This is a genomic window from Thermosipho sp. 1074 (assembly GCF_001999655.1).
Lineage (GTDB): Bacteria > Thermotogota > Thermotogae > Thermotogales > Fervidobacteriaceae > Thermosipho > Thermosipho affectus.
Map to the genome: position 1 here is coordinate 79,265 of NZ_LBEX01000017.1, position 16,359 is coordinate 95,623.

The 16,359-nt window shown below is 31.9% G+C and carries 19 protein-coding genes; 4 read left to right on the forward strand and 15 right to left on the reverse strand.

Annotated elements, in window-relative coordinates; all coding sequences use genetic code 11:
- Positions 1-10 precede the first annotated feature (10 nt).
- The gene (locus XO08_RS06485) at positions 11-265 is read right to left on the reverse strand and encodes a type II toxin-antitoxin system Phd/YefM family antitoxin (protein ID WP_232218172.1); all 255 of its coding nucleotides are present in this window, start codon (positions 263-265) and stop codon (positions 11-13) included.
- A gap of 141 nt (positions 266-406) precedes the next feature.
- On the opposite strand from XO08_RS06485, the gene XO08_RS06490 reads away from it, so the two are divergent.
- The 4 genes from XO08_RS06490 (at position 407) to XO08_RS06505 (ending at position 3,169) form a co-directional block, all read left to right on the forward strand.
- The gene (locus XO08_RS06490; protein ID WP_075666200.1) at positions 407-1,855 is read left to right on the forward strand and encodes a radical SAM protein; all 1,449 of its coding nucleotides are present in this window, start codon (positions 407-409) and stop codon (positions 1,853-1,855) included.
- 41 nt (positions 1,856-1,896) lie between these two features.
- Entirely contained in the window at positions 1,897-2,451 is a 555-nt protein-coding gene (locus XO08_RS06495) for a TetR/AcrR family transcriptional regulator (RefSeq protein WP_075666201.1), read from the forward strand.
- Between the two features lie 73 nt (positions 2,452-2,524).
- On the forward strand, positions 2,525-2,734 hold the full coding sequence (gene rpmE, locus XO08_RS06500; RefSeq protein ID WP_075666202.1) for a 50S ribosomal protein L31: 210 nt from the start codon (positions 2,525-2,527) through the stop codon (positions 2,732-2,734).
- 63 nt (positions 2,735-2,797) lie between these two features.
- Complete coding sequence (locus tag XO08_RS06505) at positions 2,798-3,169, forward strand: S1 RNA-binding domain-containing protein (RefSeq protein WP_075666203.1); 372 nt, start codon at positions 2,798-2,800, stop codon at positions 3,167-3,169.
- A gap of 101 nt (positions 3,170-3,270) precedes the next feature.
- Here XO08_RS06505 and nuoF (XO08_RS06510) read toward each other — a convergent pair whose 3' ends face one another.
- The 14 genes from nuoF (XO08_RS06510) to XO08_RS06575 form a co-directional block, all read right to left on the reverse strand.
- Positions 3,271-4,881 carry an NADH-quinone oxidoreductase subunit NuoF gene (gene nuoF / locus XO08_RS06510; RefSeq protein ID WP_075666204.1) on the reverse strand — a complete coding sequence of 537 codons (1,611 nt, stop codon included), beginning with the start codon at positions 4,879-4,881 and terminating at the stop codon, positions 3,271-3,273.
- Positions 4,878-5,360: an NAD(P)H-dependent oxidoreductase subunit E gene (locus XO08_RS06515; RefSeq protein ID WP_075666205.1), complete on the reverse strand. Its 483-nt coding sequence runs from the start codon at positions 5,358-5,360 to the stop codon at positions 4,878-4,880. Before XO08_RS06515 ends, nuoF (XO08_RS06510) begins: the two co-directional genes overlap by 4 nt.
- A 20-nt stretch (positions 5,361-5,380) precedes the next feature.
- The gene (gene nuoF, locus XO08_RS06520) at positions 5,381-7,189 is read right to left on the reverse strand and encodes an NADH-quinone oxidoreductase subunit NuoF (protein WP_075666206.1); all 1,809 of its coding nucleotides are present in this window, start codon (positions 7,187-7,189) and stop codon (positions 5,381-5,383) included.
- A gap of 15 nt (positions 7,190-7,204) precedes the next feature.
- Positions 7,205-7,582 (reverse strand): ferredoxin, encoded by a 378-nt coding sequence (locus XO08_RS06525; RefSeq protein ID WP_075666207.1) that lies wholly within the window; start codon positions 7,580-7,582, stop codon positions 7,205-7,207.
- A complete protein-coding gene (locus tag XO08_RS06530) occupies positions 7,582-8,076 on the reverse strand; it encodes an NAD(P)H-dependent oxidoreductase subunit E (protein ID WP_075666208.1) in 495 nt (164 codons plus the stop codon). The genes XO08_RS06525 and XO08_RS06530 overlap by 1 nt, the downstream gene beginning before the upstream one ends.
- Before the next feature lie 171 nt (positions 8,077-8,247).
- Positions 8,248-9,153, reverse strand: a complete 906-nt coding sequence (gene ftcD, locus XO08_RS06535) for a glutamate formimidoyltransferase (RefSeq protein WP_075666209.1) — start codon at positions 9,151-9,153, stop codon at positions 8,248-8,250.
- Positions 9,150-9,917 carry an inositol monophosphatase gene (locus XO08_RS06540; protein WP_075666210.1) on the reverse strand — a complete coding sequence of 256 codons (768 nt, stop codon included), beginning with the start codon at positions 9,915-9,917 and terminating at the stop codon, positions 9,150-9,152. The genes ftcD and XO08_RS06540 overlap by 4 nt, the downstream gene beginning before the upstream one ends.
- Positions 9,910-11,514: a penicillin-binding transpeptidase domain-containing protein gene (locus XO08_RS06545; RefSeq protein ID WP_075666211.1), complete on the reverse strand. Its 1,605-nt coding sequence runs from the start codon at positions 11,512-11,514 to the stop codon at positions 9,910-9,912. The genes XO08_RS06540 and XO08_RS06545 overlap by 8 nt, the downstream gene beginning before the upstream one ends.
- Positions 11,504-12,886 carry a glutamate--tRNA ligase gene (gene gltX / locus XO08_RS06550; protein WP_075666212.1) on the reverse strand — a complete coding sequence of 461 codons (1,383 nt, stop codon included), beginning with the start codon at positions 12,884-12,886 and terminating at the stop codon, positions 11,504-11,506. The genes XO08_RS06545 and gltX overlap by 11 nt, the downstream gene beginning before the upstream one ends.
- A gap of 5 nt (positions 12,887-12,891) precedes the next feature.
- Positions 12,892-13,401: a hypothetical protein gene (locus tag XO08_RS06555; RefSeq protein ID WP_077287717.1), complete on the reverse strand. Its 510-nt coding sequence runs from the start codon at positions 13,399-13,401 to the stop codon at positions 12,892-12,894.
- Positions 13,398-14,039 carry an initiation factor 2B gene (locus XO08_RS06560; RefSeq protein ID WP_075666214.1) on the reverse strand — a complete coding sequence of 214 codons (642 nt, stop codon included), beginning with the start codon at positions 14,037-14,039 and terminating at the stop codon, positions 13,398-13,400. Before XO08_RS06560 ends, XO08_RS06555 begins: the two co-directional genes overlap by 4 nt.
- Complete coding sequence (locus XO08_RS06565; protein WP_075666215.1) at positions 14,032-14,982, reverse strand: elongator complex protein 3; 951 nt, start codon at positions 14,980-14,982, stop codon at positions 14,032-14,034. Before XO08_RS06565 ends, XO08_RS06560 begins: the two co-directional genes overlap by 8 nt.
- Entirely contained in the window at positions 14,979-15,410 is a 432-nt protein-coding gene (locus tag XO08_RS06570; RefSeq protein ID WP_075666216.1) for a GatB/YqeY domain-containing protein, read from the reverse strand. The genes XO08_RS06565 and XO08_RS06570 overlap by 4 nt, the downstream gene beginning before the upstream one ends.
- Positions 15,403-16,359, reverse strand: coding sequence for a histone deacetylase family protein (locus XO08_RS06575; protein WP_075666217.1), 957 nt, complete (start codon positions 16,357-16,359; stop codon positions 15,403-15,405). Before XO08_RS06575 ends, XO08_RS06570 begins: the two co-directional genes overlap by 8 nt.

The following is a 16,359-nucleotide window of genomic DNA, read 5'->3' on the forward strand; positions in this document are numbered from 1 at the left end:
CGGGCACCTCCTATTTATCATCAAATATATCTTCAGGTTTTAATTTGGTATGTAATGAAGGATCACCAACTTCTAATAAATAAAGTTCCCAAATGTTTTCTAAAAAAGTCAATAATTTTTCAAATTTTTCATAGTTTATGATTACTGAGACTGGTTTTCCGTTTTTTGTTATTATTACATTATTATTCGTGGATTCTTCTACAACCTTTGAAAATTTTGCCTTTGCTTCTGCAAGATTATAATACAAATTTTTGTCTTTTAACAAAATAACACCCCTGACTATAATTATAGTCATTTTTTTGCAAAATTTTGATGTAGAACTCAAACGTAACATTTTCGAAACTTTTAAGAAATATTATAGGTGTAAAATTTGACTGAACGGTCAATAAAAAATGGAGGTGGAAATATGGCTGTAGGTGGAATTAAGGGTATGATTTATAGGCAAGCTGGTAAGATGATTAATTCGTTTGTAAGAAAAGCAGATACAAAAGCCTTTTCGAAATTGTTATTCACCGTTGGTGCATTAAGTAAAGAACCGGCAAAAAGTGGGCTTAAAAAATTGGGATTAATGGCTCAAGAAGATCATCCTATGATAAAAAAGTGGATTGAAATTTTCCAAAAGTCAAGTCCAAAGTGTACCGAAAAGATTATTAACAATCTTATTATAAATGAATTTGCAATAGGAGAGCCCTTGAGACAAAAAATAATGGAGAAAGAAAAAGTTGTTTTACCAAAATTAGGGGTCATAAGCCCTACTTATGCATGTAATCTACAATGTATTGGTTGTTATGCAGGACTTTACGGAAGAAAATACGAACTTTCAAAAGATGAAGTAAGGAGCGTGTTAAGACAAGGAGAAGAACTTGGGATTTACTTTTGGATAATTACAGGTGGAGAGCCTTTCTATTGGCCACATTTATTTGATATTTTGGAAGAATTTGATCAACATTATTTCATGATTTACTCAAATGGTATATTAATTACTGAAGAAAAAGCAAAGAGATTAGCAGAACTTGGTAATGCAACTATTGCAATTTCTGTTGAAGGATTTGAAGAACAAACTGATTGGAGAAGAGGAAAAGGGGTATTCAAATCAATTCAAAATACTTGGGAAAGATTGAGAAGATATGGCGTTCCATTTGGAGCAAGTGTGACTGCTACAAAAGTTAATCATGATACAATTATGAAAGATGAATTTTGGGATTTCTTGGAAGAAAATGAGGTTAAATATGTTTGGGTATTCCAATTTATGCCAGTTGGGATGAATCCAACTATGGATCTTGTGCCAACTCCAAAGCAAAGATACGAAAGATTCTTCAAAACAGATGAAATGAGACTTAGTGGAAGATTTGCATTTGTTGCGGATTTCTGGAATCACGGATTTTTAACACATGGTTGTCTCTCTTCTGGTTCAAAATATTTCCATGTAAATGCAAAAGGATATGTTGAACCATGTGTTTTCCAACAATTTGCAAAGGATAGTATCAGAGAAAAATCATTGCTTGAAATATTTAAATCTCCGTTCTTTGAGGCGTACAAGAGAATGATTCCATTTTCAAATAATTTGTTTAGACCATGCCCAATTATTGATAATCCAAAAGTATTTAGAGCAATGGTTAAACATTTTGATGCTATACCACAACATGAGGGTTCCGAAAGAGTTGTAACAGAACTTGCTCCAGAAATTGATAAATTAGCTGAAGAATGGAAAGAGTATGCAGATAAACTTTGGTATGAACAAGGTTATGTTGAGAGATATCCTGTTAATAGAGGAATTTACAATTATGAAACGAGAATGAAAAGGTATGCAAATAGAGAAGAAGCTTTGAAAGTAGATAAAAAATTAGAGATTTAATTTTGTAAGGGGGTACTCCCCTTACATTATGAGGTGAGTATGTGTCTAAAAGAAATACAAAACAATTGATATTAAAAGCTGCAAAGGAAGCGTTTTCCAAAAAAGGATATGATGCGGTAAGTATAGATGAAATAGCACAAATTGCTGGGGTGCGAAAATCTCTTATTTATTATTACTTTCCCAGCAAGGAGGCGCTTTTTGAAGAAGTTTGGGTTAATTCCATTGAAGAATTGGAAAATGAGATTTTTGGTGTTAGCAAAGATGAACCGACTTATATTTCAAAAATAAAAAATTTTTTAAGAAGGTACATTGATTTTTTGACTAGTAAAAAAGAAATATCAGAATTGTTGAGAAAGGAAAAAGCAAAGGTACTTGATCAAGATAATTGGGTGAATGCAAAGGATAGGTACGAGGGATTTTTGAAGAAGATAGAGATGTTAATTATTGAAGGTAAAAATAAGAATGTAATAAAAGAAGATGTTGATCCCAAGGCAGCTACTGAGATGATTGCAAGTGTTGACTCTGTTCCAAGAAAGAGTTTATTAAGAGCAGTTGAAAATATGTTAATAAAAATTTTACTTAAAGATAACACTTAGACTTTACTTTAAATATTTATATGGTATAATATTGATGATATTAAATTAGGAAAATCTAGGAGAGGTGAGAAAATTGAAAAAAGGAATTCACCCGGAAATGAAATTGATTACGGTAAAATGTGCGTGTGGTGCTGAACATAAGTTTTATAGCGCAAAGGAAAATATAAGGATCGATGTGTGCTCTAGTTGCCATCCATTTTACAAGGGTGCTGGTGCTGCTGGTATGATAGTTGACACGGAAGGAAGAATTGAAAAGTTTAAGAAAAAATATAATCTAAAATAATTGCAATTGCCGGGAGCATTGCTCCCAAATTATTTTTTTAAACCATAGGGAGGTTTTGTGTATATGGAAGTTGGGCAAGTAGTAAAAGGTAAAGTAGTAGAGATACTAAAATTTGGAGCAAATGTCGAACTAGAAGATGGTGAGAAGGCATTTATTCATATCTCAAAGATTGCGCCAACGTATGTGAGGTCTGTGAACGATTATTTGAAAGTTGGTCAAGAAGTAGAAGGAAAGATTTTGGGAAAAACAAGAGATGGTAAATGGGAGTTAACACTTAAAGAATCTTCTTCAAATTCAAATGATGAGGAAAAAGGGAAAAAGTCAAATAGCGATTTTGAAAGGAAGTTAGCTAAATTTATGAAAGATAGTGACAGAAAGCATTCAGAATATAGGAAGAGATTAGACAAAAAAAGAGGAAAAAAGAATAGAAGATAAGTAGAAGGGCGGGGAAGCGCCCTTTTGTTTGTTTTCATGGGTTTGTGTTAAATAGTTAATAGTAGAAATATGGCTCCAATTATCTGGAGCCATATTTTTTATTATTTTACTTTTGATTTTTTCTTTTTAGGGACTCTTTTACATATATTTGCTATACAGTGTTTGTTTTCAATATGGTCTAAAAATTCATCTTTAAAATTATTAATCAATGAGAGTAAAGGTACTGGGAAACTTTGACCAAGACCACAAAGTGCTGTTTCTCTTGCCGTATTTGCAATTTCAATCAAGTTATCAAGATCTGTTTTAGTTGCTTGAAATTGTCCCATTTTTTCCAAAATTTTTACTGCCATTTTTGTTCCTTCTCTACAAGGTGTACATTTTCCACAAGATTCATGTCTAAAGAATTCCATTACATTTTTTGCAATATCAATAACGCAGTGGGTATCATTTACACCTAAGATTACACCAGAACCTAAACTTACTCCATATTTTGCAAATGAATCATAGTCTAATGGTGTATCAAATTTGCTTTCATCAATAAATGTACCTGCAATACCACCAGTTTGAACCATTTTAAGATTTTCACCTGATACACCGCCTGCGTATACCAACAGTTCTTTGACTGTTATGCCCATGGGGAGTTCAACGATACCTCTGTTGTTTAAGTTCCCAGCAAAACAGAAAACTTTTGTTCCTGGTGAATTTTCAGTACCAAATTGTCTGAACCAATCTGCACCGTTTAATATTATTTGTGGTATATTTGCCAGTGTTTCAACATTATTTATTACTGTTGGTTTACCAAACAAACCACTTTGCGGTGGATATGGAGGTTTCAATCTAGGTCTTCCAGCATGTCCTTCAATAGATTCTAATAAAGCAGTTTCTTCTCCACAAATATACGCACCTGCACCTAGTCTTATTGATAGATCAAAGTTAAAGCCACTATTTAGTATATTTTTGCCCAAAAAACCATATTCATATGCATCATGGATAGCCTTTTTAATATTTTCAACTGAACCGTAATATTCGCCTCTTATGTAAATGTAGCCTTTGGTTGCCCCAACGGTATATCCTGCTATTACCATTGCTTCAATTATACTATGTGGATCACCTTCCATTATTAACCTATCTTTGTACGTTCCAGGCTCACCCTCATCGGCGTTACAAACTATATATTTTTGATCAGAATTTGTTTTAAATGTAAATTCCCATTTCAAACCCGTTGGAAAACCTGCACCGCCTCGACCACGAAGACCACTTTTTTTTATTTCCTCTATTATATTTTCTGGCTTCATTTCTAAAGCTTTTGCAAGTGCAAAGTATCCGTTGTTTGCTATATATTCTTCTATATTTTTAGGGTCTATTTTTCCAATGTTTCTTGTTACGATTCTTATTTCTTTTGTTAATGATTCCTTTTTTGTAATTAAATTTTTGTGATTAATTTCAAGATCCAGGACTTTTCTCCCTTTTAAAATGTGCTCCTCAAAAATTTTTACAACATCTTCTTTTGTTTTTGCAGAATAAAATACATTATCTGGCATAACTGCAATAGTTACACCATTGTAATTGCCAAGTGTACCAGTTTCAAGAATATCTACAATATTGTCAAAGTTATAATCTTTTACTAATGATTTTAAAAGTTTTAAGAACTCTTTTGCACCCAATAATACACTGTTACTATCAACAGAAATTAATATAGTGATAGGTTTCATATATTCTCACCCCTTTTTAATTTATTTATTATTTCTCTTACTTTTTTTGGGGTGAGATCACCATAGTATTCGTTGTTTATCATTATGACAGGAGAAACACCACAAAGGCCTAAACAGCTTGTTTCTTCAAGTGTAAATAACCCATCATCTGTTGTTTGATTAAAATCTATTTTTAATTCTTCTTTTAGTGTTTTGATTATTTCCCTTCCATTTGCAACATGACATGGTAAACTAGTACATACTCTGATTAAATACTTACCTCTTTTTTTGATGGAAAACATCGAATAGAAGGTGAGAACTTCATATACTTTGGATAAGGGAATATTTAATTCTTCACTTACTAGTTTTACTGCTTCCTCTGGTATGTAGTTACCTTCTATTGTTTCTTGAATCTTGTGAAGTGTATAAATTAAAATATCTCTTTCTTCCAATCTTTCTGATTTTGCATGTGAAATAATTTTTTTGATTTCAGTGAGCATAGCGCGACCCCCTTTTTTCTTTATTCAATTGCAGGTGTTACTTTGCTTATTGCGCCAAATCTACAGACTTCTATACAACTTCCACATTTTACACAAGCTGATTGGTCTATTTCATGGACTTTCCTTACTTCGCCAGAAATACAACTTGAAGGACATACCCTAGCACAAGCTGTACAACCTACACATTTTTCTGGATCTATAACGTAACTAATAAGTGCTTTACATTTGCTAGCAGGACATTTTTTCTCTCTCACATGTGCAAGATACTCATCTTTGTAGTATCTTAAAGTAGATAGTACGGGATTTGGCGCAGTTTGTCCAAGACCACAAAGCGAAGAGTCTTTAATAACGTTACCTAGATTTTCCAAGATTTCTATATCTTCTTCTGTTCCTTCGCCTTTTGTTATTTTATCCAAAATTTCATACATCTTTTTTGTTCCTTCTCTACAAGGTGTACATTTTCCACATGATTCATCTACAGTAAATTCTAAGAAAAACTTTGCAACATCGACCATACAATCGTCCTCATCTAAAACTATTAAACCACCAGAACCAACTATTGCTCCCAGTTTTTGTAGTGATTCGTAATCAACTGGTGTATCGAAATACTCTTCTGGTATGACACCACCGCTTGGTCCCCCAGTTTGAACTGCTTTAATCTTTTTACCAGTTGGAGATCCTCCGCCAATTTCGTATATAAGTTCTCTTAATGTAATTCCCATAGGTACTTCAACCAAACCTGTATTTTTAACTTTACCAGCCAGCGCAAAAACTTTTGTTCCAGGTGATTTTTCTGTCCCCCACTGTCTAAACCAATTTGCGCCGTGGTATATAATCGGTGGAACACATGCTAATGTTTCAACGTTATTTATATTACTTGGTTTTCCCCACAATCCTTTTTGTGCTGGGAATGGAGGTTTTACCCTTGGTTGTCCTCTTTTTCCTTCAATTGAGTGCATTAAAGCGGTTTCCTCACCACACACAAATGCCCCTGCCCCAATCCTTATTTCTATGTCGAACGAAAAATCTGTTCCTAGAATATTTTCTCCCAAGAAACCATATTCCCTTGCTTGATTTAAGGCCACCGTTAATCTTTCAATTGCAATTGGATATTCAGCTCTTAAATAGACAAAACCTTTTGTTGCTCCGATTGCATATCCTGCTATGGTCATAGCTTCAATTATGGTGTGTGGATCTCCTTCGAGAATTGATCTATCCATAAAGGCGCCTGGGTCTCCTTCGTCAGCGTTACATATCATATACTTTTCGTCACCAGGAGATTTCCTTGCGAACTCCCATTTTAAGCCAGTTGGAAAACCTGCACCACCTCTTCCACGAAGCCCACTATCTTTAACAACTTGTATAACTTCCTCCGGTTTCATTTCTTTTAGTGCTTTGTGTAATGCAAAATAACCATCTCTTGCTATATATTCATCAATATTTAACGGATCAATAATTCCCACATTTCTAGTTGCTATTTTTACTTGCCTTGAGAAGAAAGGAATTTCTTTTTGTGGTTGTGGGACTATTTTTCCTTTATCACCTTGATAAAGGTATTCCTCTACAATTCTACCTTTTAGAAGATGTTCTTCAACAATTTTTTCTGCAGCTTCTGGCGTTAATTTTTGATAGTAAACCCCTTCTGGATGTATTACCATTATTGGCCCTAAACTACAAGCACCCATACAACCAGTTTCAACGATTTTTATATTATCTTGTAAATTGTATTCTTTAATTTTTCTTTCTAATACATCTTTTACACTTTCTTCACCTGCGGAAATACAGGCTCCACCAGCACAAATAAGAATTGTATTTGTTTCTAAAGGCATTATTTTTCTACCTCCTTATTCTTCTCCTTTTTTTACTATCAAATCACCTACAAGCTCACCGGCAACTATATGGGACTTTATAATTCTTCTTGCATTTTCGGGATTTACGTGTCCATAAGTAATGGGGACTTCCCCATTTATTTCCACTTTTATAGTTGGTTCAACTTCGCATAATCCCATGCAACCAGATTGGACAACTGATATATCGTCAATGTTTAATTCATTTAACGTTTCCACTATTGCATTTAAAGTATCTTTCGCGCCTGCAGCTATTCCACATGTCCCCATTGCAACTGTTATTTTTCCCCTTTTTCCTTCTTCCCTCATTTTAACTTTTTTTAATGTATCTTCTTTTATTTTCATAAGTTCTTCTAAGCTTTTTATTTTACCCATTATTTTCCCTCCCCTTGGAACTTTTTAATAATACTTGGAACCATATCGGGTGTGACTTTACCAAAAAATTCTTTTTCACCTATAAGGACAACAGGTGCCATACTACATGCTCCTAAGCACCTTACACCGTGGACTGAAAAGTTACCATCTTTAGTTACTTCGCCTTCATTTACTCCAAGTTCACTAAGAAACCTTTCCATAACTTTATCTGCACCTTTAACATAACATGCAGTACCCAAACATATCTTAATTTGATTCTTTCCTTTGGGCTTCGTAGAAAAGAAATTGTAGAATGTTACCACACCATAGACAACCGATGTAGGAATCTTAAGCTTTTCAGCAACGTGGTTTTGAACTTCTTCTGGAAGCCAACCAAATAGTTCCTGGGCTTTGTGAAGGACATTAATTAAAATACCTTTTTTTCCTTTTAATTCTTCAATATACGCATCGAGCTCCTTGTAAAGCTCGACATGTTTTTCACAAACTGCCAACATGGCCACCTCCTATTTAGTATTACCATCCAGGTAATATTATAACATTAAAAGTAAAAAAATTCACTTGTGAAATGTTATTTTTAAGATAACATTTTTTTAATTATTCACGATTAATTACTTCAGATAAACAATCCCCTGAGATATCAGGGGATTGTCCAAAATAATATAAATTTATTCAAAAAATGTATTCAATATTTTATTTTCTATTACTCTACTTTCATCAAAATCATCAATCTGTAAATACCAGTTCATAGTTTCAATTGCAGCTCTTAGTGGAATCATTCCAATGATTTCTGAATTTAATACAGGAACACCATATCTTTGGGCTTCTCGTTTTATTGCCTCAAACACTCTAAAAATTGGAGATTTTTTGTAATTTGTCAAATTCATAGAAACTTGAACAATTCTTTTTTCTTTTAATTCCACGCCCATTGCCTTTACATATCTAAAACCACCACTTATATGTCTAACTGCTTTTGCTATTTTATTTGCTATTTCTATATCATTTGTTCCCAGATTGACGTTGAATGCAATTAGGTATTCTCTTGCACCTACTGCAACTACACCTGCGGTGGGATGTACTTTGTCGGGACCAAAATCTGGCTTCCAATTTTGATCTTTGATTTTTTCAAAAAATCCTTCAAATTCTCCCTTTCTAATTTTTGATAAGTTTTCCCTTTCAGGTGAAGTAGCTGATTTTTCGTAAAGATACACAGGAATGTTTAATTCTTTTCCGATTCTTTCTCCTAATTTTTTGGAAATTTCGATACATTCTTCCATTTTTGTATTCATAACTGGAATAAAAGGGATAACGTCCGTTGCACCCATTCGTGGGTGTTCACCTTTGTGAATTCTAAGATCAATAAGCTCAGTAGCTTTTTTTACCATGTCGAATAATGCGTTTTCTATTTCATCTGGTTCACCTACAAGCGTAACAACGGACCTATTGTGATCATGATCCATGGACCAATCGAGGACTTTGACTTTTTTGTATTTTTCCGCTTCTTCGATTATCATTCTGATTTTTTCTATATCCCTTCCCTCACTAAAGTTTGGTACACTTTCGATTAATTTCATACTCCCCCTCCTATTTCATTAGTGATGTTTTTTATATCCTCTAAAATTGATGGCTTTGAAAATATATAACTTTCTCTTTCAAAAATTTTGGGTGTATTACCTTGAAAATTTATAATTTCTCCCCCAGCTTCCTTTACAATCAAATATGCAGCGGCTATATCCCATGGATTTGCACGTTTTGCAATGAAAAAATCAAATTTGTTTGCCGCAACGTAGCATGCAGAAAGAGCGGCACTTCCGAGAATTCTAATTCTTTGAACTTTATTTTCAACTTTTTCAATAAATTTTCCTGTAAATTTTCTGGAGAATCCAACACTTCCAATGGAAAATTTAAGGTCATTTATATCTTTTATTTCAAGTTTTGAGTGGTTTAAATACGCCCCCAGATTTTTCATTGCTAAGAACATTTCTTCGGTAAATGGATTGTATACTACACCAATTAGTGGTGACTTATTTTCATAATATGCAATTGATATGCAAAAATTTGGAAGACCATGGATGTAATTTATAGTTCCATCAATTGGATCAACTACCCACTGATTTTTTCCCATATCTTTTGTGTTATTTTCTTCTGCTAAAATACCATCATCTGGAAAATACTTTTTTATTTCCTGTATTATCATTTCTTGTGCTTTTTTATCGTGTTCTGTTACAAGATCCTGGAAATTTTCCTTTTCTTCAATATTTTTTGCTTTTCCAAAAAATTGCATTAGATAAAATCCAACTGTTTTTGAAATTTCAACTGCTAAATTTAGTCTATTCATTATACTCATCTCCCAATAGATAATCAAATATCTTCCTTGCAAAGGGGGCAGCCATTTCAGCGCCGCTTCCACCATTTTCAAAAAGCACTACAATAGAATACTTTGGAGACTTAAAAGGACCAAACCCTACAAACCACGAATGAGATTTTTTATTTTTACCCACTTCTGCTGTTCCCGTTTTTCCGGCAACTTTGTATTTTGCATCTTTAAAACTATTATATGCCGTACCCCTATCTCGGATTGAACCACTATGTGATGTAACTTCCAAAAGCCCTTCTTTGATTATTGTCCATATTTCTTTTGGAAGATTTATATTCGAATAAGTTGTTTGTGACTTTGCTATATGTGGAATAGGTGTTTTTCCATTATTGGCTATTGTTGTGTAAAAATTTAATAGTTGTAATGGAGTAAGTAATATATAGCCTTGGCCTATTCCTGCTAATATGGTATCACCTGGATACCATATTTCTTTCAACTTTTTTTGTTTCCATTCTCTAGAGGGAAAAATTCCTTCTTTTTCTTCAATATCAATACCTGTTTTCTTATCTATTTTAAAAATATCAGCTACATTTTTAATTTTATCAATTCCCAATTTTAATGCAATGTTATAAAAGTATACATTGCAAGAAACACGAAGAGCTTTAATAAGATCTGTTTCACCATGGCCACTTAAAAGCCAATCATTAAATATTGCAATGGTTTTTCCAGAACTTGATTTGTACTCGAATCTTCCTTTACAATTTACAGTAGCCGGTGTGCTTTCACTTAAAAGATACGCAATGGCAATGAGAGGTTTTATAGAAGAACCTGGGGAATATAATCCCATTGTAGAGCGATTTAAAAGTGGATTTTTTGGATCATTTATTATTTTTCGCCAGGTATATGTATCAATACTGTAGAATTCTTCTTCAATTCCAGGATATGAAACCATGGATAAAATTTCGCCTGTTTTTGTATCTTCTACAATGACAGAAGCAGGTATGTCGATTTCCTTCAATTTAGAATAAATGAACTTTTGAAGATTAAAATCAATAGTAGTATGTAAGTCCTGCCCATTTTCTGGGATTCTTTGTATGATTCGTTGTTTTATTTTTCCGCTTGGAGTTGAAAAAACTAATTCACTTCCTAATTTTCCATCAAGTATGTTATTGTACGTTTTTTCAAGTCCAAAATTTCCCTTTCCATTGGAATTTAAATATCCTATTATATGTAATACTTCTGGTAAGTACCTTCTGATTTCTTTGTATTGGATATAATACCCGAGTTTTTCAATACCGTAGATTTGATGATTTTCAAGTTTTACTTTCCCGCTACTAATTAACTCTGATAATTGTTTTTCTGTCAAAATATTTTTTAATTTATCCATCTCCATATCTTTAGAATAAATTAAAAAAGGGATTTTTTCGCTCCAAGCAAGTTTTATACCGTTTCTATCATAAATAGTTCCTCTTAATCCCTTTGTTAAAATAGTTTGTGTTAACAAAGAATTTAAAAATGCTCTGTGATTTTTTGATTCAAGTATTTGAATTTTTGTAAGGTAAAACACCAAAATGCTAAACATTATTAAAAAAATTACTAGAGTAGATTTATACCTCATGTTTCCCCCTTAATAACTGGGTTTTTTTAAGCCTAATAAGTGTTTTTTCTTTTCCTAAAACTTCAATTGATTCAAATAAACCCGGTGTGACAAGTTTTCCCAATAAAGCACCTCTAATTGTTTGAAAGACCTTTTTTGTGGATAAATTTGTATTTTTTGATATGTCTCTTAAAGTGTTTTCAATAGATGATATATCAAAATTGTCTAATTTTTCAAAGGATTCAATGGCCTGTACAAGTATTATTTCTGCTTCTGGTTTTTTTAAGAACTTATCTATATATTTTTCATCATAAGGGTAATTATCGTCAAAGAAAGGGTATGATATGTCAAATAATTGTTCTAGTGTATTAACCTTTTCCCTACAAATGGAGATAACTTTTTTTGCATACATACTATCTAAATCTATTTTCACATTTATTAGGCTTAGATATCCCCTAAATTTTTCAATCACCTTTTCTATTGGTAACCTTCTTAGGTGTTGACCGTTGATCCACTCTAATTTTTTATAGTTGAAAACTACTGATTTATTGGATATATTAAACGGATCAAAAGCTTTTATTTTATCTGTTATATCAAATATTTCTTCTTCTGTTTTCCAACCCAATATTGCAAGGTAGTTTAATAAAGCATTATTTAAAATACCTATTTCTTTAAAGTAATCAACTGATGTGCCACCGTGTCTTTTACTTAATGGAGTTTTATCATTTCCAAGTATAAGTGGGATATGCATAAATACTGGAGGAGTCCATTCAAATGCGTTGTAGATCATAATTTGTCTGGGTGTATTTGAAAGGTGATCTTCTCCTCTAAATACATGGGAAATTTCCATTAAATGATCATCCACAACAACTGCAAAGTTATAAGTTGGATATCCATTTGATTTTATTATTATAAAATCTTCAAATAAGTTATTTTCAAAACTCATTTCGCCTTTTAAGAGATCCTGAAATTTTGTTTTTCCTTCTTTTGGTGCTTTAAATTTTACAACTATAGAATAATCTTTAAATTTTTTTGGAAATTCGTACGATGTGAATATTTCTTTATTGTCAGAATATACAGCGTAGTATGCCAACTTTTTATCTATTAACTTTTGAGCAAAGTTATTATATATATCTAGTCGTTCACTTTGTCTATATGGTCCAAAATTTCCTCCAATATCTGGTCCTTCGTCCCAATCTATCTCCAACCATTTTAAAGCATTTAAGATTTTTTCTTCATATTTTTTTGTGGAACGTTCTGTATCTGTGTCTTCAATACGGAGTATAAATTTTCCTTTGTTTTTTCTTGCAAAAAGCCAGTTAAAAAGTGCAGTTCTAGCACCACCTACGTGTAGATAGCCTGTTGGACTTGGTGCAAATCTTAGCCTGAACAATATGATCATCCTCCCAGAATATCTTTTAGAATTTTAAAATCAAGTTTGACGTTGAAAATAAAATCTTTTTCTAATTCTTTTTTTAATAGAAAACCTGAAGCATCTTTTGTTAACGGAATTGGTGTACAAAAATATAAAAAATTGTTTTCTACAGCTATTGTATAGAAAGGAAACATCTGTGCAATTTCCCATGCAAGCATATAGTTATTGGAAAAGAGAATATTCCTTTTGTTTTCCAAATTTCTTAATTTTTTTACGTTTAATTCCTTTATTTGATATATATTTTTTGACAATTTAACGTAGTTGTTGTATATAATGGAGTAATTTTTAAACTTCATCATCTTTTTTATTTTCTTAAAAATGTTTTCAGAAATATCTTTTGAAATAATAAAAAAGACTTCATCTGAATATTTCAAAGATTTTGGTATTTTTTTAAAACTTTCTAAGTTCTTTATATAGCATATGGAAAAATTTATGTTCTTCTTCTTCTTCTTCTTTTTATTAAAAAAAATCATATTTCACCACTTATTATAGCTGTTATTAGTTTAAAAGGAATTAATTCAAAAATTTTATTTTCTATTTTTGAATCGAAAAATTTTGTTTTATCAGCTATAACAAAAAATGGTTTATCATAATATTTTGATAGTATAGCCAATGTTTTTGAACCTATTTTATTTATTACTCCGTTTTCACATACCGAGTCAGCACCTGTTACTATATAGTCTGCATCTTTAATGTATTTTTCTACTTCAAAATCATTGATTAATTTTACATTGCAGGTTGATTTTAGTTTATCATATAGTATTTTACCCTCGCCACCGGGATTAGATACGGGAACTACTATTTCCAAATTTTTTGGGTGGGTTTTAAAGTAAACTTCCAATGTTTTACTGTTGCTTATCGTAACTACCCTAGCATCAAAGTTTAAAAATTTTTGGGCATAAGATATGGTACTATTAAAGGAACTTTTTAAAATCTTTTTAATTTCTTTTATTGTGTAACCATCTTGTACCATCTTTTTAATCCATTTTATAACTCCCATTTCTTTTTTTAAATGTGAAATTTTGTCTAAAATATATTTATCTTCTTCCATCTTTTCTAAAAGCCAGAATCCAATTTCAACTGATCCGGCATTTTTTAGTAGTTCACCCATTAAATTGCCCCTTTCTAAAAGCGTAAAAAGAAGCTCTTGCAAGGTCCATATCATCAAATAACAATATGTTATCTCTAATTTTTTCCACGTTTAATTGTTTATTTCCATATGAAAAAAACCAGCTTTCATATTTTTTGGGAAAATGTACTTTTTTAATATTTAACCTTGTAATTATTTTGTAAATTGCCTTTGCTTTTACCATATCTCCAAATGACGGGTGATAGGGTCCTGCTACAATTTGGTTTCTTGAATGTTCAGGAACAAAATATCCCATTCTAATTACATTTGCATTGTTTGAATAAATTAAAAGTAACATTTCAGAAGATATATCCAGTGCCTCTTTTAAAGTTAATGGAGTATACAATTTTCTTTCGTACATTTTCTCTAATTCGGTATTTTTAAAAATTAAAGTGGGATGTATTCTAAAAATGTTTACTCCCAGTTTAAGTAATTTCATCAAAGACAATATAGATTTTTCTTTTGAATCTTTTGGGAGTCCGATCATTAAATGTGCAGAGACCTTAAAATTTCTCTCCATTAAAAGGCGTATAGATCTTTCGTTGTCTTTGACAGTATGTCCCCTGTTTGAAGCATCTAAAACATCATTGAACATGCTTTGAATTCCAATTTCTATGGTTTTAACATTGTAGTGTTTTAAAATTCCAAGATTTTCCTCTGTTATTTCATCAGGTCGTGTAGATATTCTAATTGGAACATTTAAATATTTGACAAGTTCCAAAAACTCTAATTGTTTTTCTAAAGAAAGGCCAGTGAAAGTTCCACCGTAAAATGCTACTTCGTCAATTGAAAAATTTGAATACTTTTGAATTGTATTAAGTATTTCTTTTTTTGATGGCATTTTTTCTCCGGTCATAGAATATTGGTTGCAAAAAACACAACGTTTTTTGCAACCAGCATTTGGTAAAAAAATAGGAAGAATCATCTTAGTAATTCCTTAACCACCTTACTAACTAGTGCACCATCTGCTTTTCCTTTTAGCTTTGCCATTGTTTCTTTCATAATTTTTCCAAAGTTTTTTTCTTCAATGCTACTTATGATTTCTTGAACTATATTTTTTATTTCCTCTTCGCTTAGCATTTTTGGCGCGTAAATTTTTAGAATTTCAAGTTCTTTTTCTTCTTCTTTTGCAAGGTCTTCCCTTCCCGCATTTTTGTATGCTTCAATTGATTCTTGCCTTTTTTTAATTTCCTTGAGAACTATCTTTCCAATTTCCTCATCGGTTGCCTCTTTTCTTTTTTCTACTTCAAAATTTTTTATTGCAGAATTTAAGAGTCTTATTACTCTTAATTTTATTTGATCTTTTTCTTTCATTGCAGTTTTTAAATCGTTTAGTAATTTTTCTTTAAGCATTTTCTCCCTCCTTAAATGTTGAAAATAAGTTTATTGCTGCGTTTGTGTTCGCATATTTATCATAACCCCCTTCTTGAATAAAAATAATGGGGATATCTAGTTTTTTTAAAAGCTTTCCCATTTTTTTGTAATCTTCATCTACTAAATTAAAGTATCCCATAGGATCTTTTAAGTGTGTATCAAAACCAAGTGAAACTATGAGTTTTAGTGGAGATATTTTTTCTATTATTTCAAGTGCTATTTCAAGCACAACTTTATATTCCTCCCAGGTTATCCCCTCATCTAGTGGAAAGTTAAAGTTTGTACCTTTTCCATTGCCTTTTCCTACTTCATCCCTATAACCTGAAATCCATGGGAAGAATTTTTCAGGGGTTCCATGAAGTGAAATGTAGGTTATTTGTGGATCTTCGTAAAAAATTTCTTGTGTTCCATTTCCATGGTGGAAATCCACATCTAAAATACAAATTCTTTCTTGAAAGGTACTCTGTAAGTATTTTGCAGCTATTGCGGCGTTGTTAAAAAAACAGTATCCCCCTGCAAAATTACTTGTGGCATGGTGACCTGGTGGTCTTGTTAAAATGTAAACGTACTTTGAATCAAGGTTTACTCCAGTCATAACTGTATAGTATGCGTTAATTGCGGCATTATAGGTTTTTTTGGTTATAGGTGTGCCCGAATCTAGTATACGATCCTTTAAAAAAACTTCTGGCAAATATTCGTTTTTTGCATTTTTTGATAAATTTTCCACATGTTTTACATACCATTTTGGATGTATGTTGTATAAATAATTCAAAGGATATTCTTTTGGATTTACGCATTCAAAATTGTTTTTGACAAAAATTTCCACCCCTTCCAATCGAGAAGGGGCTTCTGGATTTTTTACTAATTTTCCATTGTCAATTTCAAGAGTTGGTATATAGTCTTTGTTTAATTGCGCAACGGCCTTCAT